The 18,006-nt window shown below is 68.7% G+C and carries 20 protein-coding genes; 3 read left to right on the forward strand and 17 right to left on the reverse strand.

Annotated features, from left to right (window positions below; all coding sequences use genetic code 11):
• Nucleotides 1-14: 14 nt before the first annotated feature.
• The 10 genes from rfbB to ACTWPT_RS45845 all read right to left on the reverse strand — a co-directional run bounded on the left by rfbB (nucleotide 15) and on the right by ACTWPT_RS45845 (nucleotide 7,435).
• On the reverse strand, nucleotides 15-962 hold the full coding sequence (gene rfbB / locus ACTWPT_RS45800) for a dTDP-glucose 4,6-dehydratase (protein WP_443183830.1): 948 nt from the start codon (nucleotides 960-962) through the stop codon (nucleotides 15-17).
• Nucleotides 959-2,026 carry a glucose-1-phosphate thymidylyltransferase gene (locus ACTWPT_RS45805; protein WP_443183831.1) on the reverse strand — a complete coding sequence of 356 codons (1,068 nt, stop codon included), beginning with the start codon at nucleotides 2,024-2,026 and terminating at the stop codon, nucleotides 959-961. The genes rfbB and ACTWPT_RS45805 overlap by 4 nt, the downstream gene beginning before the upstream one ends.
• Nucleotides 2,027-2,028: 2 nt before the next feature.
• Nucleotides 2,029-3,483 carry a sugar transferase gene (locus tag ACTWPT_RS45810; protein ID WP_443183832.1) on the reverse strand — a complete coding sequence of 485 codons (1,455 nt, stop codon included), beginning with the start codon at nucleotides 3,481-3,483 and terminating at the stop codon, nucleotides 2,029-2,031.
• A 279-nt stretch (nucleotides 3,484-3,762) separates the two neighbouring features.
• Complete coding sequence (locus ACTWPT_RS45815; RefSeq protein ID WP_138672784.1) at nucleotides 3,763-4,113, reverse strand: hypothetical protein; 351 nt, start codon at nucleotides 4,111-4,113, stop codon at nucleotides 3,763-3,765.
• A 47-nt stretch (nucleotides 4,114-4,160) separates the two neighbouring features.
• Nucleotides 4,161-4,805 (reverse strand): GntR family transcriptional regulator, encoded by a 645-nt coding sequence (locus tag ACTWPT_RS45820; protein ID WP_443183833.1) that lies wholly within the window; start codon nucleotides 4,803-4,805, stop codon nucleotides 4,161-4,163.
• Nucleotides 4,802-5,668 carry a DMT family transporter gene (locus ACTWPT_RS45825; protein ID WP_443183834.1) on the reverse strand — a complete coding sequence of 289 codons (867 nt, stop codon included), beginning with the start codon at nucleotides 5,666-5,668 and terminating at the stop codon, nucleotides 4,802-4,804. Before ACTWPT_RS45825 ends, ACTWPT_RS45820 begins: the two co-directional genes overlap by 4 nt.
• An 18-nt stretch (nucleotides 5,669-5,686) precedes the next feature.
• Nucleotides 5,687-6,064: a hypothetical protein gene (locus ACTWPT_RS45830; RefSeq protein WP_443183835.1), complete on the reverse strand. Its 378-nt coding sequence runs from the start codon at nucleotides 6,062-6,064 to the stop codon at nucleotides 5,687-5,689.
• 22 nt (nucleotides 6,065-6,086) lie between these two features.
• Nucleotides 6,087-6,569 carry a GNAT family N-acetyltransferase gene (locus tag ACTWPT_RS45835; protein ID WP_443183836.1) on the reverse strand — a complete coding sequence of 161 codons (483 nt, stop codon included), beginning with the start codon at nucleotides 6,567-6,569 and terminating at the stop codon, nucleotides 6,087-6,089.
• A 20-nt stretch (nucleotides 6,570-6,589) separates the two neighbouring features.
• Nucleotides 6,590-6,961: an MmcQ/YjbR family DNA-binding protein gene (locus ACTWPT_RS45840; RefSeq protein ID WP_443183837.1), complete on the reverse strand. Its 372-nt coding sequence runs from the start codon at nucleotides 6,959-6,961 to the stop codon at nucleotides 6,590-6,592.
• Between the two features lie 54 nt (nucleotides 6,962-7,015).
• The gene (locus ACTWPT_RS45845; RefSeq protein ID WP_443183838.1) at nucleotides 7,016-7,435 is read right to left on the reverse strand and encodes a VOC family protein; all 420 of its coding nucleotides are present in this window, start codon (nucleotides 7,433-7,435) and stop codon (nucleotides 7,016-7,018) included.
• Nucleotides 7,436-7,588: 153 nt separating this feature from the next.
• Between ACTWPT_RS45845 and ACTWPT_RS45850 the strand changes: the two genes are divergently transcribed.
• Nucleotides 7,589-7,984 (forward strand): hypothetical protein, encoded by a 396-nt coding sequence (locus tag ACTWPT_RS45850; RefSeq protein ID WP_443183839.1) that lies wholly within the window; start codon nucleotides 7,589-7,591, stop codon nucleotides 7,982-7,984.
• Between the two features lie 80 nt (nucleotides 7,985-8,064).
• On the opposite strand, the gene ACTWPT_RS45855 is transcribed toward ACTWPT_RS45850, so the two are convergent.
• The 3 genes from ACTWPT_RS45855 to ACTWPT_RS45865 all read right to left on the reverse strand — a co-directional run bounded on the left by ACTWPT_RS45855 (nucleotide 8,065) and on the right by ACTWPT_RS45865 (nucleotide 12,665).
• Nucleotides 8,065-10,722 (reverse strand): hypothetical protein, encoded by a 2,658-nt coding sequence (locus ACTWPT_RS45855; RefSeq protein ID WP_443183840.1) that lies wholly within the window; start codon nucleotides 10,720-10,722, stop codon nucleotides 8,065-8,067.
• A gap of 183 nt (nucleotides 10,723-10,905) precedes the next feature.
• Nucleotides 10,906-11,784, reverse strand: a complete 879-nt coding sequence (locus ACTWPT_RS45860; protein WP_443183841.1) for an aldo/keto reductase — start codon at nucleotides 11,782-11,784, stop codon at nucleotides 10,906-10,908.
• Complete coding sequence (locus ACTWPT_RS45865; protein WP_443183842.1) at nucleotides 11,775-12,665, reverse strand: NAD-dependent epimerase/dehydratase family protein; 891 nt, start codon at nucleotides 12,663-12,665, stop codon at nucleotides 11,775-11,777. The genes ACTWPT_RS45860 and ACTWPT_RS45865 overlap by 10 nt, the downstream gene beginning before the upstream one ends.
• 71 nt (nucleotides 12,666-12,736) lie before the next feature.
• Between ACTWPT_RS45865 and ACTWPT_RS45870 the strand changes: the two genes are divergently transcribed.
• Nucleotides 12,737-13,630: a LysR family transcriptional regulator gene (locus tag ACTWPT_RS45870; protein WP_443183843.1), complete on the forward strand. Its 894-nt coding sequence runs from the start codon at nucleotides 12,737-12,739 to the stop codon at nucleotides 13,628-13,630.
• Between the two features lie 76 nt (nucleotides 13,631-13,706).
• On the opposite strand, the gene ACTWPT_RS45875 is transcribed toward ACTWPT_RS45870, so the two are convergent.
• Nucleotides 13,707-14,099: an iron chaperone gene (locus ACTWPT_RS45875; protein WP_443183878.1), complete on the reverse strand. Its 393-nt coding sequence runs from the start codon at nucleotides 14,097-14,099 to the stop codon at nucleotides 13,707-13,709.
• Between the two features lie 192 nt (nucleotides 14,100-14,291).
• Nucleotides 14,292-14,747: a carboxymuconolactone decarboxylase family protein gene (locus ACTWPT_RS45880; protein WP_443183844.1), complete on the reverse strand. Its 456-nt coding sequence runs from the start codon at nucleotides 14,745-14,747 to the stop codon at nucleotides 14,292-14,294.
• A 200-nt stretch (nucleotides 14,748-14,947) separates the two neighbouring features.
• Here ACTWPT_RS45880 and ACTWPT_RS45885 point away from each other — a divergent pair, with 200 nt between their 5' ends.
• Nucleotides 14,948-17,410 carry a tetratricopeptide repeat protein gene (locus ACTWPT_RS45885; protein WP_443183845.1) on the forward strand — a complete coding sequence of 821 codons (2,463 nt, stop codon included), beginning with the start codon at nucleotides 14,948-14,950 and terminating at the stop codon, nucleotides 17,408-17,410.
• A 58-nt stretch (nucleotides 17,411-17,468) separates the two neighbouring features.
• Here the strand turns inward: ACTWPT_RS45885 and ACTWPT_RS45890 are convergent, their stop codons facing one another.
• Both ACTWPT_RS45890 and ACTWPT_RS45895 read right to left on the reverse strand, forming a co-directional pair.
• Entirely contained in the window at nucleotides 17,469-17,615 is a 147-nt protein-coding gene (locus tag ACTWPT_RS45890) for a response regulator transcription factor (protein ID WP_443183846.1), read from the reverse strand.
• An 11-nt stretch (nucleotides 17,616-17,626) separates the two neighbouring features.
• Entirely contained in the window at nucleotides 17,627-17,791 is a 165-nt protein-coding gene (locus ACTWPT_RS45895; RefSeq protein ID WP_443183847.1) for a hypothetical protein, read from the reverse strand.
• Nucleotides 17,792-18,006 lie beyond the last annotated feature (215 nt).

Here is an 18,006-nt window from a genome sequence, read left to right on the forward strand (position 1 = left end):
GCGCGACCGGCCCGTCATGCGGCCCACCAGTCACAGTGCTCGGCATACCAGCGGACCGTGTCCTTCAGCCCCTTCTCGAACGAGATCTCGGGACGGTAGCCGAGCGCCCGGAGCTTGGAATCGTCCAGCGAGTACCTCCGGTCGTGGCCCTTGCGGTCCTCGACGTACTCGACCGCGTCCCAGTCCCTGCCGCAGGCTTCGAGCAGCAGGCCGGTCAGCTCCTTGTTGCTCAGCTCGGCCGTGCCCGCGATGTTGTAGACCTCGCCTGGCTCGCCCTTCTCGGCGACCAGCCAGATGCCGGCGCAGTGGTCCTCGACGTGGATCCAGTCGCGGATGTTGCCACCGTCGCCGTACAGGGGGACCTTCCGGCCGCGCAGCAGGTTCGTGACGAACAGCGGGATGACCTTCTCCGGGTACTGTCTCGGACCGTAGTTGTTGCCGCATCTGGTGATCGAGACGTTCAGGCCATGGGTGATCGCATAGGCGCGGGCGATCAGATCGCCACCGGCCTTCGACGCCGCGTACGGCGAGCGCGGCCGCAGCGGCGCGGCCTCGTCCCAGGAGCCGACGTCGATCGAGCCGTACACCTCGTCGGTCGACACCTGGACTACCTTCGGGACCTCCGCCTCCAGGCACGCCTGCAGCAACGTCTGGGTGCCGAGCACGTTCGTGCGCATGAACTCGGCGGCGCCCTCGATCGACCGGTCGACGTGCGACTCGGCCGCGAAGTTCACCACCAGGTCGTGGCCGGGCACGACCCGGCCGAGCAGCTCGGCGTCGCAGATGTCCCCATGGACGAACTGGTGCGGCACTCCTTCGAGGTTGGCCCGGTTGCCGGCATAGGTGAGCTTGTCCAGCACTGTGACGGTCACGCCGGACTCGGACGCAAGAGAACCGTGCAGATTGTGGACGAAGTGGGAGCCGATGAAGCCCGCACCGCCCGTTACAAGAACGCGTGTCATGAACTGATCTGTACCTTGCTGTGATCGCCCAAGACGAGACGATGGGCTTTGGGCGTGTTGGGCGCCGGGGTGACCTCGACGTCGTGGCCGATCAGCGACGACTCGATGCGACCGACCCCGGCGATGGAAGCCCTGGGCAACACGATCGAGTACTCGATCTCGCTGCTGGTGACGGCGCAGTCGGCACCGATGGAGGTGAAAGGGCCGACGTAGCTGTCCCGGATCCGCGCGCCCTTGCCGATGATCACCGGGCCGACGATCCTGGACCGCTCGACCACGGCCCCCTTCTCGACGACCACCCGGCCCACCAGCTCGCTGACCTCGTCCACGCGTCCCCGTACCCTGGGCTCGACCGACTCCAGGACCAGGCGGTTGACCTCCAGCATGTCGGTGACGTTGCCGGTGTCCTTCCAGTAGCCGGAGATCACCGATGACTCGACGTGCAACCCCGCCTCGATCAGCCACTGGATCGCGTCGGTGATCTCCAGCTCGCCCCGCGACGACGGCTTGAGCTCCGCCACCGCGGCGTGGATGGCGGAGCTGAACAGGTAGACGCCGACCAGCGCCAGATCGCTCTTGGGCTGCGCGGGCTTCTCCTCCAGGCCGACCACCCGTCCCTTGGCGTCGAGCTCGGCCACCCCGAACTGGCGCGGGTCGCCGACCCTGGTGAGCATGATCTGGGCCGCGGGCCGCTCGCGGGCGAACCTGTCCACCAGGCCGTTGATCCCGCCCACGATGAAGTTGTCGCCCAGGTACATGACGAAGTCCTCGTCACCGAGGAACTCGCGGGCGATCAGCACGCCGTGCGCCAGCCCGAGCGGCGCCTCCTGCCGCAGGTAGGTGACCTGCAGTCCGAACGCCGAGCCGTCTCCCACGGCCGCCTCGATCTCCGGCTGCGTGTCGCCGACCACCAGGCCGAGCTCCTTGATCCCCGCCGCCGCGATGGACTCCAGGCCGTAGAACAGGACCGGCTTGTTCGCGACCGGGACCAGCTGCTTGGCCGAAGTGTGCGTGATGGGTCGGAGTCGTGTGCCCGATCCCCCGGCGAGCACGAGTGCTTTCACCGCTAGTAAGCCCCTTCTCCACGGGTGACGACGGACCAGGTCTTCCAGAGGATCTGCAGGTCGAGGATGAGCGACCAGTTCTCCACGTACCGCAGGTCGAGGCGTACTGACTCCTCCCAGGTCAGGTCGGAGCGGCCGCTGACCTGCCAGAGCCCCGTCATCCCCGGCTTGACCACCAGGCGGCGGCGGACGTCGGCGGCGTACCTGCCCGCCTCCTCCGGCAGCGGCGGGCGCGGCCCGACCAGGGACATCTCGCCACGGAGCACATTGAGCAGCTGGGGCAGCTCGTCCAGCGAGTATTTCCGCAGGAAAGCGCCTACCTTCGTAATTCTTGGATCGTTCCTAATCTTGAAGAGCACCCCGTCGAATTCGTTCGCATCCAGAAGTGCGTCCTTGAGCTGCTCGGCGTCAGCCACCATCGTACGGAACTTCACGACACGGAACTCTTTGCCGCCTTTGCCGACCCGGATCTGATAGAAGAGCGCGGGCCCATGGCTCGTGAGGCGGATCACCAGTGCGATGGCCAGCAGCGGCAGCGCCAGAAGCAGCAGTGCGGCCACGGCGACCAGCCGGTCGAACACCGTCTTCACGACCTGCCGGGTGCCGTCGAGGTCAGGATGCTCCACGTGCAGGAGCGGCATCCCGGCGACGGGCTTGATGCTGATGCGCGGCCCGGCCACGTCCATGAGCGCGGGAGCCACGAAGAGATCGGTACGCGCGGTCTCCAGGCTCCAGGCCAGCCGGCGCAGCGCGGCCCCGTCCAGCTCCGGACAGGCCAGCACGGCCACGGCGTCGGCCTGCTCGCGCGCGACCACCGCGGCCACGTCGCCGAAGGAGCCGAGCACGGGAATGCCGTCCAGGTCGACGTTCATCGCGTGCTCAGGAAGGCAGGCTCCCACCACCTGCATTCCGTGATGCGGCTGGCGCCTGAACTGCATCACCAGGTTGAGAATCGACTCCCGATGCCCCACCGCGATCACCTGGCGCATGTAGTCGCCCACCGCTCTCCTTCGGTGGAGACGTTTACGCATGCGGTAGCGGAAGTAGAGCGTGGTAAGCAGCGCCAGCGGCAACATCGCCATCACGAAGCTGCGCGCGATGACGGTCTGCGTGGCATACGCCATGATGGCGACCGTGGCCATCAGGCCGACGCCGCCGTTGAAGACGGCCTTGAACTCCTCCGGCCCCTCGCCGTTGGCGCGCTGGCGGTACGCGCCGCCCATCATGAGCGCGACGGGCCAGGCGACGACCAGGCCGAATCCGAGCGCGAACTCGACCAATGGAATGAACGCACCGGCCATCAGCCGGATGCTGAGCACGCACACGCATGCCAGCAGAGCACATACCGTGTCCCCGAATAACAGGAGCCGTAGGTACGCGCGCGTCCAGATGCTGGACGCGCGGCGTGGCACGGCCCCGAGGAGCACAACAGCGGACTCCCCAGTCCCCACCCTCATAGCCTCCACCCTTTGGACCACCCCGAAACTCTGTGCACCGCGATAACTTGACGTTCCTAGAACCACATGGGTTGACAAGTCCCACGCACTTAAAGGGCGGCGGCCCCCACTAAAGAGTAAAGATCGATTCCAGCATGGGGAATAACGTCAAATGTCCACAATCGGACGCGGGATGGGCAGGCCCAGGGCTTGACGGAACGCTCCATCTGATGCAGCGTCCCGAAGGGGAAATGTGACATTTACGGCGACATTTCAGCAGATTGCCGCTCAGTGAACCGTTTAGTCGTACTCCAGGTCCGGCAGCGCAGACGGCGGATCCGGGCTACGCCAGACCACCACCACTCCGTCGTGCGCGGAGTCGGCGGCAAGGGCCAGCCGGTCGAGATCGAAGTCCGGCAGGTAGCGCAGGCGGGCGAGAAAGGTGGCGTCCGTGGCCGAGCGCGGCACCACACAGCCCTCGCCGTCACGGTCGAGCAGGATGAACAGGACGTCTTCCCCGGATGCGGTGACGACACGGACCTCCACCACGTCCTCCCACGCAAGGGCCTCGACGCTCCCGTCCGCGTAGTGACGGGTGACGCCTTCTTCCGTGACATATACGTAGGAGTCCGGCATCGGATTGCCGTGCATGGCCGCGATTCTTGCGAGTTCAGGGCCCGTCCCGCAAGGGTTCGCGCTCAATGGTGCGCGTGGGCGGGGTCCTCGGCGCCCCACGAGTGCTCCAGATGCGCCGCCACCGCCGCCCTGGCCGCGTCCTGCGGTCCGTCCGCGATCGCGTCGAGCAGTTCGCGATGCTCGCGCACCAGCACGTCCCTGTCCTGGTAGACCTCGCGCAGCCGGACCAGGCCCAGCCGGGTCTCGGCCGCGAGCACGCCATAGAGCCGTTCGAGCCGCGGGCTGCCGACCGCCTCGATCAAAGCCTCGTGCAGCGCCATGTGCTCGGCCACGGTCTCCGACCATGGCGCGTCGGCGGGCAGGGCGGCCATCCGGTGCAGCGCGGCCTCCGCCTGTGGGGCCCGCTGCCCAGCTATCGCCAGCGCCATGAGGTCCTCGAGGGGCCGGCGCACGTACATGAGATCGTTGAGGTCCGAGATCGTCACCTCGGGGACATACGCGCTGCGATTGCGCTCGCGCTTGAGCAGTCCCTCGTGGACCAGGATCGCCAGCGCCTCGCGCACGGTCGGCCTGGCCACCCGGTACGACGCGGCGATCTCCTGCTCGGGCAGCGGGGTGCCGGGCTCGATCTCGCCGGACAGCACCCTGCTGCGCAGGGCGTCGGCCAGCGCCCCAACGGTGGAGACGGGTCTGAGGGGCAACGTCACGCCTGCGACTCTAACGCTCTTTCCCTTTCCGGTACGGCCACGGCGACCAGGCTGAGCGCGAGCAGCACAAGGCCGGCGACCGAGATCGGGGCCAGCCGCTCGCCGAGCACCACCAGGCCGAGCAGCGCGGCGACGGCCGGCTCGGCCAGCGCCAGCGTGGCGGCCGTGGCCACAGGGGTGGTCCGCAGGCCGCGCCCGTACAGGAAATAGGCCACGGCGGTTGTCCCCAGCCCTAGGTAGAGCACGGCGACCAGCCCGCGCGGCTCCACCAGCCACCCCACACCGCCGAAGAGGAGGACCGGCAGCATGATCACAGCTGCCCCGCCGAACAACACCCCCATGACCGCGTTGGACTGTCCCCCGCCCTCGATCGCCCGGGCCGCCATGACGGCATAGAAGGCGTAGAGCAACCCTCCGAGCAACGCGAACGCGACACCCGACACGACCCGCCCACCCGCCTGCGCCCCGCCGCCGACGATCAGCGCCGCGCACCCACAGACAGCCGCCGTGGTCGCGACGGTCCACCGGCCGCTCGGCCGCCGCCCATGCAGGACCCACGACAACATCCCGGTGAAAACGGGCCCGCTACCGATCGCCACCACGGTTCCGATCGCGACGCCGGTGCGACCGACGGCGGCGAAGAAACACAGTTGGTAGGCGGCCACCGCCACGGCGGCGAGCAACAGGCCGGGCCTGACCGCTTGCCTGATGCCCACCCCCGCGAGCAATGCGAGCGCCGTGCCCCCGATGACCAGCCGAGCGGCGGCCAGCGCCACGGAGTCGGCGGAGACGAGCAGTCCCGCCGTGCCGGCCGTGCCCCAGAGCACGGACGCGCCGACGACAGCCGATGATCCATTCCTCACGGAGTCATTGTCTGACAATTAGACAATTTCGTCTAGTAGCTGGTCGATCAAGCGCGCCGCCGGGGCCGCCACCTCCCCCACGTAGTCGTCGAACGCAGCCAGGCCGTCGCGGATGCTCGGCAGGCTCTTGCGCGGGAGTTCGAGCAGCGGGTCGTTCTCCGCGGTGATCGACCCCTCGACCTGGAAGGCGGCGGAGGAGACGGTGATGGAGACCTCGAAACGTACTTCGCGGCCGTCGGGCAGCGTGAACGTGGTGCCGACGCGGGCGCCGGCGTCAGGGAGGAAATAGGAGAACCGCTCGCTTCTGACGAACGGATGACTCAACTCCGCGAGACTCTCCGACGCCCGGCTCAGGGCCGCCAGCAGCCTGGCTGCGGCCAGACTCTCGCTGTCCACCCATGAAAGGGTAGATCAGCGGTCAGTCGGTGGCCAGGCGCGCGTGCCGTTCGACGTCATAACGTACGCCGTCATACGAGAGTTTGCCCCGTTCGATGCCCTCAGGCCGGAATCCGGCCTTGGTGGCGACCCGGCACGAGGCCTGATTGTTCGTCCGATGCCCCAACTCGAGCCGGTAGAGCCCGAGCTCGTCGAACGCCCACCTGGCCAGCTTTTCTGTGGCCGCCGCCGCGATCCCCCGCCCCCTGGCCTCCGGCACGACCCAGTAGGACACCCATCCGTTGTCGTGCGCGTCGATCCCGGCCACCGCCACATTGCCGACCACCCGCTCGCCGACGGTCACGGCGAAGGCGTGCCCGACCCCCTCCCACGAGGCGATCCACCCCTGGGCGTCCTTGAGCGTAACGATCGGAAAGGCGGTTTGCCTGCGCAGATCGACGGCCTGGAACGCCTGGAGGACCGCGGTCGCGTCGCTGTCGCGCCATTCCCGCAGCCGAATGTCCATAGGGATCACGCTGCCCGAGATTACCCCGGATGCACCTGCTGCCCGATCTCGTGGGCGGCCTCGAAGTCGGCCACCATCTGCTTGGGCGCGGTCAGGCACCATGCCTCCGCCACGAGCTCGAACAGCTCATCGGCGTCGATCTTGTCGAGATGGACCACCACCCACCCGAACCGCCCGGCCGTGAACTGCACCTCGAACACCTCGGGCCGCTCGGCCACGAGCGCGATCTGCTCCTCGATCGTGGCCTTGAGCCCGACGGTCTCGGTCGCCTCCCACAAGTAGCCGAACCCCTTGTCCCGCACCTTGAGGCCGATCCACTCGCCGCCGTGGCTCATCTTGACCTCGGGCAACTCGTCCAGCATCTCCAGGAACTCATCGATGCTCACACCCATGCCGCCCTGTCTACCAGAGTCGGCCGACGTTTCCGAAGCGGTGAGCGATCGCCGTCACTCGTAATAGCGGACTTCCAGCACGTTGCCGTCCGGATCCGGGAAATAGATGGTCTCAGGGGCGATGCCCTGGGCGCCGAAGGAGTTGGTCCCGGAGCCCCTGATCTCCACATCGTGCTGTTTGAGCCGGACCTTGAGCGCGTCGAAATCCTCCCTGCTCACGGCCAGGCAGAAATGATTGATCGGGTGCCCGGCGCTGCCGGTCACGCCGGTGCCCTCGTCCACGCCGTTGGCGCTTTCGTACGCCATCAGATCGAGAATGGTCCCGGGCGAGACCCGCACGCTCGGGAACGCCGCCTTCCCCTCGCGAAACTCGTCGGCCCGCACCCCGGGCAGCCCGACCACCTGCTCATAGAAACGCAGCGAGGCCAGTTGGTCGGCAACCCAGCAGACGAGATGGTCGAGGCGTGCGTCCATGGAGAACCTCCTCTCCCTCTAATATCTGCTGCACAAATCCACCTGTCCACCGGTGATTTCATCCGCCTGCCAATGGCCGCTTCCTCGAAAGGGCCGGTTAACGCGAAGTTCGCGGCAATGGTTGCGCCACCGTTTCCCCGCCACAATGACGGTGTGACGGAAACCACCGGGACCGGGCGCATGCCTGCAGCCGTGAGAACGGCCAGATTCATCCTGACGCTCGATGTCGCGTTCAGCCTGGTGGCGCTGGCCTTCATGCTCGGCGCCGCCACCGCTACGATGAACGTTACGGTGTTCTGGCTCCTGGTCTACGGCACCGCGATCACGGCCCTGACCGGCTGGGTGCTGGCTCGCTGGCCGACCCGCCGGAAACGGCTGGTCTGGACGGCCGTCGTCCTCGAGATCTTCTTACTTACGCAGCGCTTCGTCCTGCTCGTCATCGACTCCGACCTGACCTGGCACCAGATCCTCCACCCGAACACGTTCTTCCCCGTGACCGTCGTCATCGCGCTGCTCCTGCCCGCGAGCCGACGCTGGTTCAACCGTTGACCCGACCGCCACGTCGCCCTCTGGGGCTGGAGCGCCACGGCGCAGACATAGAAGCGGCGTTGACCGCCCCTTACGAACCATCAGGGAAACCAGTCGGCGGAGATAAGGGCCGGCTCGGCGCCCTGCGCCGGAGCGACGGTGACGAGGAGCGGTGACTCAACCGGCGCACGGAGGCTGAGCTCGGCGGTGTCGCCCGTTTTCGAGTGCGCCACGGGCACCTCATCGCCGTTGTGGATGCTCAGGACCTGCCCCACGTTCGGAGCCCCTGACATGCGGCGTTCCCGCCTTGCCCGGCGCCACGCCATCCGGCGCGGCCACGCTCTCAGCTCGCGGCGCGCCGGGGTGCCGCCCGCATGCTGGCCGAGCCGGATCATGAGGTCGCCGCCGGATCCGAAGACGCCCTGCGGAACGGGATTGACGACGAACATGCCGGTGCTCAGGGAACTGCTGCCGCGTCGCTTGAGGTTGACCAGGCCGCCGGAGCTGATCAGGGAGGCGCGCTCGCAACGTGACGCGTCCAAGATCGCGTGAGCGGTGCCGGAGACGTCGTCGTCCGGGAGCTCCTGGAGCCTGACGCGGTCGATGCGCAGGCCGGCCACGCCGTCGTCCATGACCGAGCCCGCCACGGCTCCCCGGAGCGTCTCCGGGACGCCGCTGCCTTCCGTGACGTCCAGCACCTCGATGCAGAGCAGGCCATCGGCCGGCATCTCATCGGGCATCAGGTCGAACACGACGGTGCCCCTCTTCCTGGCACCACCTCTCTCCAGAAGCAGGCACTGGCGCAACCGCCCCTGGGCACGGACCTGGATGAGCCGCGGCAGCGCCTGGTCATCCGCGTCCGTCTCTCGCTTGAGATTCCAGCCCTGCTCCGATAGATCGTCCACGGACAGGGAGACGGTGACGCGCAGGGCGTGGTCGGCTTCCGCCACCTTGAGGCCGACCAGCCCCGAGCGCTCGAACCGGCCCACGATCTGCTCCCCACGATGGAAGTGGTCCGCCGCCTGCACCTCGGCCGCCTGGCCGCTCGAGATGTCCATCGGCACCTGGGCGGGCGGGACGGCCGTGTCGAAACCGGTGGCGGTGAGCATTGCCGGTGGAGCCTCGGTCACGGCGCGTACGGGAGGGCCGAGGGCACGGTCGATTCCGGTGGTATGTCGGAAGTCCAGCCGGGTGAGGAGCGGCTCACGCCTCTCCCACATGCGGCGTACCGCGCATGGGAAGGGATCGCCGTCGCGTTCCACGTGCCGCATGGCGATGGTGAGCGCATGAGCGTACGTGTCTCCTTCGCCCATTTCCCAGTGCGGCAGCAACGGCGACGGCACGTCGGCTCCGCTGCGGTAGAGCCACAACCAGAGACGGGCGCGCTCCCGCTGCTCCTCCGTCACCATGGACTCGCCTTTGACATGCCGGTCGATGGCCTCGCCGAGCAATCGCCAGTAGTCGTCCCGGTTCTCGGGTACGTGCGACAGCCCGCATCCGCTCCATTCCGACCAGCCGGCCTGGATGACCGGAATGCCGAAGGCGGGGAGTTCGTTCGAGACGCTCCCGCGCACGGTCACGCCCAGGTCCGTCATGCTCCACAACATGTTCTTCGACAGCGCGAGGCTGGGCATGAAGGCCATGTGCCGGCGCTCGGCATGGCGTTCTGTCACCGCGGCGAAATGCCCGGTCCTGTCATAGAGCGACTGGCTGGGATGGTCCAGGAAGAGCCAGTTGACCGAGTCATGTCGCGCGGCGAAGTCCGCGGTCTCCTCGAACCACTGGGCCAGATCGTCGAACACCTCTCTGTTGGTGCCCAGAGCGTCGGAAATGGCGTGGTTGAAGACCGCGAACATCGGACGATCCGGATCCAGCCCGAAACGTTGACATCCCAGCAGGCGCAGCTGCCGCCGCTCCGTCTCTGACTGCAGCTCGAACTGACTGGTGCGGCCGGCCCGCCACCAACTCGGGCGGCCGAGATTGCCTTTCGCCCTGCTGGCCACCAACTCGGCGTTCGCCTTGATGGCTGTCCTGTGTGGCCATACGTGGTCCTGGAAATGCTCGGCGATCAGGCCGGTGAGTTCCTCTCTGAACGTACGCAGGCCCTTGCGCCGCTCTGGAAAGAGCGCATATGCCTTCATGCACCCGGTGCTCTGGACGTGTACGACCGGTATCTCCCGGCGCATGGCCGCCTCGACCGCCAGCCCCCACTGGTCGTAGTCGACATGGCTGGTGACGAGGGCGGCGGCGGGCACGTCGGCGAACAATCGTGCGTAGACGGCGGAAAAGGCCCTGGTGCGGTCTCGGCGCGCTCGATACCACTCGTCCTCGGTCTCAGGCAGCCGCGGCACGCGAGCCAACCGGACGAGCGTCGCTCTCTCCACAGCGTCGAGGCCCGCCGGAGCTGCGCTTTCGCCGCGACCGGCCAGGTGACGGTCCACGAGGTCGTGCACGTTGACGACCTCGGCCGCCCCGAACGCCTCGGCCAGTCGCCGGGCCCGCTCGATGTCGTACTGCTCCCAGAGCGCCTCGCTCCACTCCTCATCCGTGCCGGTGAGCACGACCAGCCGGGCCGATAGCAGGTCGCACAGCGCATTCGCCATCAGGAGATTGCGTATCACGACCCGGATGTCCTGATGCAGCGCCTCGGTGACGACACATTGATCGCTGCCCGCCCGAGATGGTCGGCTTCCAGCCCAGTAGGCGCCCGCCGCGTCGAGCAGGCGATCGAATTGCTGGTCATCTCCGACAAGGCGCATGAGCCCTCCGCCCGGTTTCGTCTCCGAAAGACCGCTTCAAGCCTGCCAGCCCGGCATGCGGGCCGACCGGGCTGACACATTCCTTGGTGACGACTTCGCCGCGCCTTTACCCTGCGGAGCCCGCCCACGGCATACTCACCGACGATTTGCTCCAGGACCGCACAATCCGTCATGTGGCCGGAGCTAGTATCGTCCGGGTTCTCCGAGCCTGGCGAGCTCCTGATCTGTGAGCGTCAGACCGGTCGCGGCGGCGGAGTCTCGGATGGAGGCCGGGCGGCTCGCGCCGGGGATCGGGATGACATGCGGGCCGGCCGCGAGCAGCCAAGCGAGGCACACCTGCTGCGGGCTGACGTTCCGTTCACTGGCGATCGCGTGGAACGCGGTGTGCCCAGCAGGCCGTGCCGCCCCCGCTTCGAGCGCGCTCCGCGAGATCCCGCCAAGTGGGCTCCATGGCAGGAACGCGATCCCGAGTTCGGCGCAGAGCCACAGCTCGGGGCCACTGTCGCGGACCGCGGGCGAATACCGGTTCTGCACGGAGACCAGCCGGCCGCCGAGCTCCCGACGGGCCTGCCGAATCTGCGGCACGTCCACGTTGGAAATCCCGACCATCCGGACCTTGCCTTCGTCGTGCAGCTCGCGGAGCGCACCAACCGACTCCGCGAACGGCACCGCCGGATCGGGCTTGTGCAGCTGGTACAGCCCGATGGCAGCGACCCCCAGCCGCTTGAGCGAACCCTCGCACGCACGCTTGAGGTGACGTGGATCGCCGTTCACCGTCCAGGAGCCGTCGCCAGGACGGCCCCGGCCGCCCTTGGTCGCCACGAGGACATCGCCTGTGTCACCGCCGTAGCTCGCCAGCGCGCGGGCGATGAGCAGCTCGTTGTGCCCGGCCTCGCCGGCGTGCCAGTGGTAGGAGTCCGCCGTGTCGATCAGCGTGACTCCCGCGTCCAGCGCCGCGTGGACCGTGGCGATCGCTCTGGCCTCGTCCGGCCTGCCCTCGATGGACAGCGGCATCGCGCCCAGCCCGATCGCGCTGACGGAAACGCCGCCGATCACACGCATGCCAGGGCCTCCGAGAGGACGCGCGGCAGCCAGTCCGCAGTGTGCGAGAACACGAAGCCGAGCCGGACGGCACGTCCGTTGTCCATGGCGTACGCACGGTCGAAGGAGAACGGTGAAATGTCGCGGCCCGTCGTGTACGCCGCCGGCCCGGCTCCGGCCGCCGCGGACAGCGCGTCACACAGGTAGGTGACGTCGAACGGCCCGTGCGAACAGGCGTTCACCGGCCCCGTGAAGCCGGACTCCGCAGTCCATACCAGGAAGTCGGCGATCTCCCCGGAGTTGATGAACGACGACGGGCGCGGCTCCCGGTGTACGCCGACGAGGAGGCCGTCGCGGATCCGCGTTGTGTAGTGGTCGAGCCGCCCGGTGAAGTCCGCACCGCCCAGCACGTGTCCCGTACGGACGCTCACGAAGTCGAACACCGGCTCACGGGCGAAGACCGCCTCCGCCTGAGCCTTGCCCACCCCGTAGTGCTCGTCGACGAAGGCCGGTTCGTGCCACGGCAGGTCCATTCGTACCGGCAGGGTCGCGAGATCGATTGCGTCCTCGGCGACCGGCGCGTTGCTGTCCAGCGCGGAATACACCTCGATCGTGGAGGTCATCACGTACCGTCGCGTGCGCCCCGCGAAGACCCGCCGCGCCGAGGCAGCCTGCTGCGGCGTGTAACAAACCTGGTCGATCACCACGTCGAAGGCGCGATCTCCGAGGGCGGCACGCAGCCCGTCCTCGTCGTCGCGGTCGGCGATGAGCTGCCTGGCCCCTTCCGGCGCCGGTGAGGAGCCACGATTGACCACGGTGACGGCCGTTCCCGCGTCACGCAGCCGCTCGATCACCCCTCTTCCGAAGTACCGGTTGCCGCCGATCACACACACGCTGTTCATGGCCACAGCCTGGCGAACCTATAGTCGTAAGCGGTAGTGGCGATCTGCTTATCCAGTCGACAGGAAAACTAATGATCGACGTCCAGCGCCTGCGTGTGCTGCGCGAGGTGGCCAAGCACGGCAGCTTCAACCGGGCCGCCACCGAGCTGCGCTTCACCCCATCGGCCGTGTCGCAGCAGATCGCCGCGCTGGAACGCGGCCTCGGCCTGGCCGTCGTCGAGCGCAGCACTCGAGGCGTGACACTCACCGAAGCGGGCCTCCTGCTGGTGGAGACGGCGGAGGCCATCGCCGCGGAGCTGACCGACGCCCAGGAACGGATCGACCGGCTCGCCTGCGAGCGCACCCGATTCACGGTTGCGACGTTCGCCAGCGGAGGCCGGAAGCTGCTCCCGTCCGCGCTCGCGGAGTTCGCCGCCGCCCACCCCGAGGTGGAGCTGACCATCCTGGAGCGGGAGCCGGAGGACAGCATCCCGCTACTCAAGGAAGGACGGGCCGACCTCGCCCTGGCCTACCACTTCGACGGGCCCCCACCGGCCGGCCCGGGCGACCGGTCCGGTCTCGTCTGGACCGCGCTCAGAACCGACCCGCTCCGGGTCGTCCTGCCTCGCACTCATCCCTACGCCCATCGGGAAAGCCTTCATCTTGCCGAACTGGCCGACGAACGCTGGGTGCTCGGGTGCCTGAAGACCGTCGACCTCCTGCGGCGCTACGCCGCCCTGGCGGGCTTCGAGCTGCGCATCTCCTGCAGCGCGACCGACTACATGTTCGCCCAGTCGCTTGTCTCGGCCGGAGTGGGCGTCGCGCTCATCCCGGAGATCGCCCTCATGGAAGCCCCCGACCTGGTCGCCATCTCCCTCCAGCCACCCAATCCGTCCCGCCACATCGGCGTCGCCACAACCCGCCGCGACCGAGGCCCGGCACAGCCGTACGTGGAATCCCTGCTGAAGCTCCTGTCCAACCCGTGACCCTCGCCTGTGCCCTCGATTCCACCGAAGTACGCGCCGCCGTCCCGGCAGGTCTCCAGCGCCCTGCCCTCGGGCCTCAGCTCACCGCTCGCTTCACGAGCGCGCCGATCGTCGCCTCGTCGGCGGCGGTCAACCCCGTCAGCGCGAAGGAGGTCGGCCACATAGTGCCGTCGTCGAGGTTCGCCGGGTCGTTGAAGCCGAGGGTCGCGTACCTCGCCTTGAACTTCTCCGCAGGTTGGAAGAAGCAGACCATCTTGCCGTCCTTGGCGTAGGCGGGCTGCCCGTACCAGAGTTTCGGCGACAGGCCCGGCGCGCTGGCTTTGATGATGGCATGGAGCCGCTCGGCGATGACTCGGTCCGCTTCCGCCATCTCAGCGATCTTCGCGAGCACGTCACGCTCCCCGTCGACTTTGGTCGCGCGCGAGCCGCGGCGCGCGGCCGTCTTCAGCTCCTGGGCGTGCTCCTTCATCGCGGCTCGTTCCTCGTCCGTGAACCCGTCGAACGTCCTGTCGGCCTTCTTCGTGTCGTTCACTGCAGTTTCCTTCCGGTATGTGGCTTCATGATGAGAATTGGCAAACGAGGGGACCGCTGCGGGCGGCTTCTCCGAAACTGACGTTCACGGCCCGTTTCCAGCACGCGAGCGCGTTCCGGCGCGGGCCCGTCAGCCCCAGGCACCGGCGATCTGGCGGGTCGTGGCGTTGAGCCGGTTGAACAGGTTGGTGACGCCGATCATCAGGACGATCGCGGCCAGCTGCTTCTCGTCGTAGTAGGTGGCGGCCGCGTCCCAGATCTCGTCGTTCACCGCGTCGGGACGATCGGCCAGCCGCGTCGCGGCCTCGGCCAGCGCGAGTGCCGCCCGCTCCTCCTCGGTGAAGTACGGGGTCTCCCGCCATGCGACGAGCGTGGCCAGCTTCTCGTCGCTCACTCCGGCCTTGCGGGCCGTCTTGGCGCCGCCGTCGACGCAGGCGCTGCAGCCGTTGATCTGGCTGACCCGCAGATGCACCAGCTCCAGCGTCTGCCCGTCCACCCCACCGGAGTGCACGGCCTTGAAGATCTCCTGGATGGGCTGCATCGCACCGGACAGGACGAAGGCGGGGTTCTGCATACGAGACTGCATTTCGGTGTTCTCCTCTGGGTCGGTGCCCCGTTCCCTCGGGGCGTGACTCCATCACAGCCGAGCGGGCTTACGATGACGACGGCAGTGGGACACCGTGGGACAACTGAAACGGGCTCTACCAGCGGCGACCCGGCCCGGGAAGTTTCCGCCGGGGCGGGACAGGGAGGCGGGGAACTGTGGTTGTGCAACAGCGAACGGCCATGGCCGATCCACAGGAAGAGCTGGCCGCCCGGCTGCGTATGCTGCAGGAGCTGTCCGGGCTCGGTGTGCGGGCCCTCGCGCGGGACACGGGTCTCAGCTCGTCGTCGCTGTCGCGCTACCTCAGCGGCCAGACGGTGCCGCCCTGGTCCGCGGTGATCGCGCTCTGCCGCCTCGTCAAGCGCGACCCCCGCCCGCTGCGCCCGCTGTGGGAACGGACCTCGAATCCGCTGCCGGCGCCCCCGAAGACCAGCCGCCAGGTTCAGCCGCCGTCGCCGCCCGCCGGTGCCCCGCGTCCGCCGCGCAACGATCTGCCGCGTGACGTGCCCGATTTCACTGGACGCCAGGCCCAGCTCGCGGCCGTGCTCGCCACGGTGGACAGCAGCCGGGTGGTCGCCGTCGACGGCATGGCGGGCGTCGGCAAGACCTGTCTGGCGGTGCACGCCGCGCACCGGTTGGCCGCCGACTACCCGGACGCCCAGCTCTATCTGGACCTGCACGGGTTCACCGAGGGGCGGGAACCGCTCGATCCCGATCCCGCGCTGCGGGCCTTGCTCGCCGCGCTCGACGTCCCCTCAGAAAAGATCCCGCAGGAGGGTGGCATCGAGCCACTGGCCGCCTGCTGGCGGTCAGAACTGGCGAGCCTACGGGCCGTCGTGGTCCTCGACAACGCCGCCGACGCTGACCAGGTCCGCCCGCTGCTGCCCGGCGCCGGCGCCTCCGTCGCCCTGATCACCAGCCGCAACCGGCTGCTGGGCCTGGACGAGGTGCCGCCGGTGTCGCTGGACGTGCTGACCCCTCAGGAGAGTGCGGAGTTGCTGGCCCGCGCCAGCGGTGACCCCAGCGGCCCGGACGGCCGGCTGGCCCGCGACCCGGAGTCCGCGGCCGAGGTGCTGCGGCTGTGCGGCCACCTGCCGCTGGCCTTGCGGCTGGCCGCGGCCCGGCTGCGGCACCGGCCGGGCTGGACCGTGGGCATCCTCGTCGAGCGGATGCGGGAGGGCGCGAACGAGTTCGACACCGCGTTCGCCATGTCGGTACGGCAGCTGGACCGGGGCCAGCGCCGCTTGTTCCGCTTGCTGGGCCTGCTGCTCGGGTCCTCCTTCGACGAGTACGTGGCGGCGGCGCTGGCGGACGTGCCGTTGCGCAGCGCCCGGGCGATGCTGGAGGACCTGCTCGACGCGCACCTCGTCCAGCAGCCGGCGGCCGGCCGGTACCGGCTGCACGACCTGGTGCACCAGCACGCGCGCCGGGCCGCTGAGGAGCAGGACTCGGCGGCGGAGCGGGAGCAGGCGCTGGGCCGGGTGCTCGACTACTACGTGCACGCGGCGGCCGCCGCCGACGCCGCGATGCCGCTCCTGTCGCGCAGCCGGGCGGCCTCCGCGGGCCGGCCCCCCGCCGAGCTGCCGCGGTTCACCGACAAAAAGGCGGCCCTCTTCTGGTTCGTCACGGAATACTCGAACCTGATGGCCGCCTTCGAGGTGGCGGTCGCCACCGGAGCCGACGCCCATGCGTGCGAGCTGCCGCGCTTCATGCGGACCTTCTTCGCGCGGCGCTGCGGCACCACGCACCTCAACGTCCTCTTCGAGCGGTCGCTGGCCGCCGCGCAGCGCCTGGGCGATCCGCTGCACCTGGCCGAGGCGCACAGCGACCTGGGCTTCGCCCGGTACAACGCGGGCCGCATGGCGGAGGCCGAAGCCGCGTACGAGGCGGCGGCACCGCTGGTGTCCCAGTCGGGGGACACCTGGTTCGAGGCCGAGCTGATCATGCGCCGCGGCTACCTGCGGTGGGACGAGGGGTACGTCGAGGAGCCGCTCGAGCTTTTCCGGCTGGCGGGAAAGCTGTACACGGAGGCCGATTGCCCGATGGGCGCGGCCCATGCGACCGCGTACGAGGCCTGGGCGATGCTGCAGCTGGGACACCGCGAGGATGCGGCGCGGCTGGCCCGGCACGCGCTGGACATCCCGCACACCGACCCCGCGTCGGCACTCCCGCTGACGGCCCGGATCACCCTCGGCGTGGCGATCGCCCGCGAGGAGCCCGGCGAAGCGGTGGAGCACCTGCAGGAGGCGCTGGCGCTGGCCCGCGAGGACGGACACAAGCACAACGAGGCCTGGTGCCTCAACTGCCTGGGCGTCGCACTGCGGCAGATGGGCCGCTACGAGGAGGCGCTGGCCAGCCATCGGCAGGCGTTCGCGCTGCTGGACGAACTCTTCGAGGAACACTGGAAGATCCACTTCCTCAACAGCTACGGTGAGACCTGCCGGCTGGCGGGCCTGCCCGAGGAGGCCCTGCGGCTGCACCGGCAGGCGCTGGAGCTGGCCCCGAAGCTGGGCAACCGGTACGCGGAGACCCTGGCCCACCAGGGGATCGCGATCGTGCTCGACGTGACGGACCCGGCCGCGGCCGCCGAGCACCGCGCGGCGGGTCAGGCCATCCTCCAGGAGCTCAACCCCACGGCCTACTGATCACGCCGCCAACCCGACATCAAGACCACTGGCATTATCAACCGAGTAGAGGAAGAAGTCAGAGATCTTTGTCCGGGCCGGATTCGACGAGCACGGCGAGACCGCTGCGGGAGGACGCTCCGGCCTTGGCCAAGAGGTTGCTGACGTGGGTTTCGACCGTTCGCGGCGACAGGTAGAGCCGCTGTGCGATCTCGGGATTGGACAATCGCTGCGCGATCAGCCGAAGTACGTCGTGCGCACCTCGCCGCGTGGTTCCAGGAATGCCAGGGCATGCCGCAACCACGCTTCCACGTCGGCGATGCCGTGCGCGGCACCGGCCTGCACAACGACACCGATGTCCCGCAGTTGCCGCAAGGCCGTCGCGCTCCCGCGATCGGTCACCACGCTGAACAGCGCCCACAATCCCCAAACCGGCGTGGGGCCGACGTCGGCGGACCGCGCAGCGCGCCCAGCCCCACATCGAAACCATCGACGGTGGCGTCGTCATCCAGGTCGGCCAGCCAGCGGCCGAGCACCCGGAAACAGAGCGCTGTGTCAGCGTCGACGGACCTGCCCGGCGTGGCCAGCGACTCGGCGAACAGCCGCTCGGCTTCCTC

It is taken from the genome of Nonomuraea sp. 3N208 (assembly GCF_052245935.1).
Taxonomy (GTDB): domain Bacteria; phylum Actinomycetota; class Actinomycetes; order Streptosporangiales; family Streptosporangiaceae; genus Nonomuraea.

Bases quoted from the DNA above. Each gene is read 5' to 3' on its own strand.
- rfbB (WP_443183830.1), bottom strand. From the start codon at position 962: ATGACACGCGTTCTTGTAACGGGCGGTGCGGGCTTCATCGGCTCCCAC.
- ACTWPT_RS45835 (WP_443183836.1), bottom strand. From the start codon at position 6,569: ATGGACATTCGGCTGCGGGAATGGCGCGACAGCGACGCGACCGCGGTC.
- ACTWPT_RS45880 (WP_443183844.1), bottom strand. From the start codon at position 14,747: ATGCAGTCTCGTATGCAGAACCCCGCCTTCGTCCTGTCCGGTGCGATG.
- ACTWPT_RS45860 (WP_443183841.1), bottom strand. From the start codon at position 11,784: ATGCGTGTGATCGGCGGCGTTTCCGTCAGCGCGATCGGGCTGGGCGCG.
- ACTWPT_RS45855 (WP_443183840.1), bottom strand. From the start codon at position 10,722: ATGCGCCTTGTCGGAGATGACCAGCAATTCGATCGCCTGCTCGACGCG.
- ACTWPT_RS45845 (WP_443183838.1), bottom strand. From the start codon at position 7,435: ATGGACGCACGCCTCGACCATCTCGTCTGCTGGGTTGCCGACCAACTG.
- ACTWPT_RS45810 (WP_443183832.1), bottom strand. From the start codon at position 3,483: ATGAGGGTGGGGACTGGGGAGTCCGCTGTTGTGCTCCTCGGGGCCGTG.
- ACTWPT_RS45870 (WP_443183843.1), top strand. From the start codon at position 12,737: ATGATCGACGTCCAGCGCCTGCGTGTGCTGCGCGAGGTGGCCAAGCAC.
- ACTWPT_RS45875 (WP_443183878.1), bottom strand. From the start codon at position 14,099: ATGAAGGAGCACGCCCAGGAGCTGAAGACGGCCGCGCGCCGCGGCTCG.
- ACTWPT_RS45885 (WP_443183845.1), top strand. From the start codon at position 14,948: ATGGCCGATCCACAGGAAGAGCTGGCCGCCCGGCTGCGTATGCTGCAG.
- ACTWPT_RS45815 (WP_138672784.1), bottom strand. From the start codon at position 4,113: ATGCACGGCAATCCGATGCCGGACTCCTACGTATATGTCACGGAAGAA.
- ACTWPT_RS45865 (WP_443183842.1), bottom strand. From the start codon at position 12,665: ATGAACAGCGTGTGTGTGATCGGCGGCAACCGGTACTTCGGAAGAGGG.
- ACTWPT_RS45840 (WP_443183837.1), bottom strand. From the start codon at position 6,961: ATGGGTGTGAGCATCGATGAGTTCCTGGAGATGCTGGACGAGTTGCCC.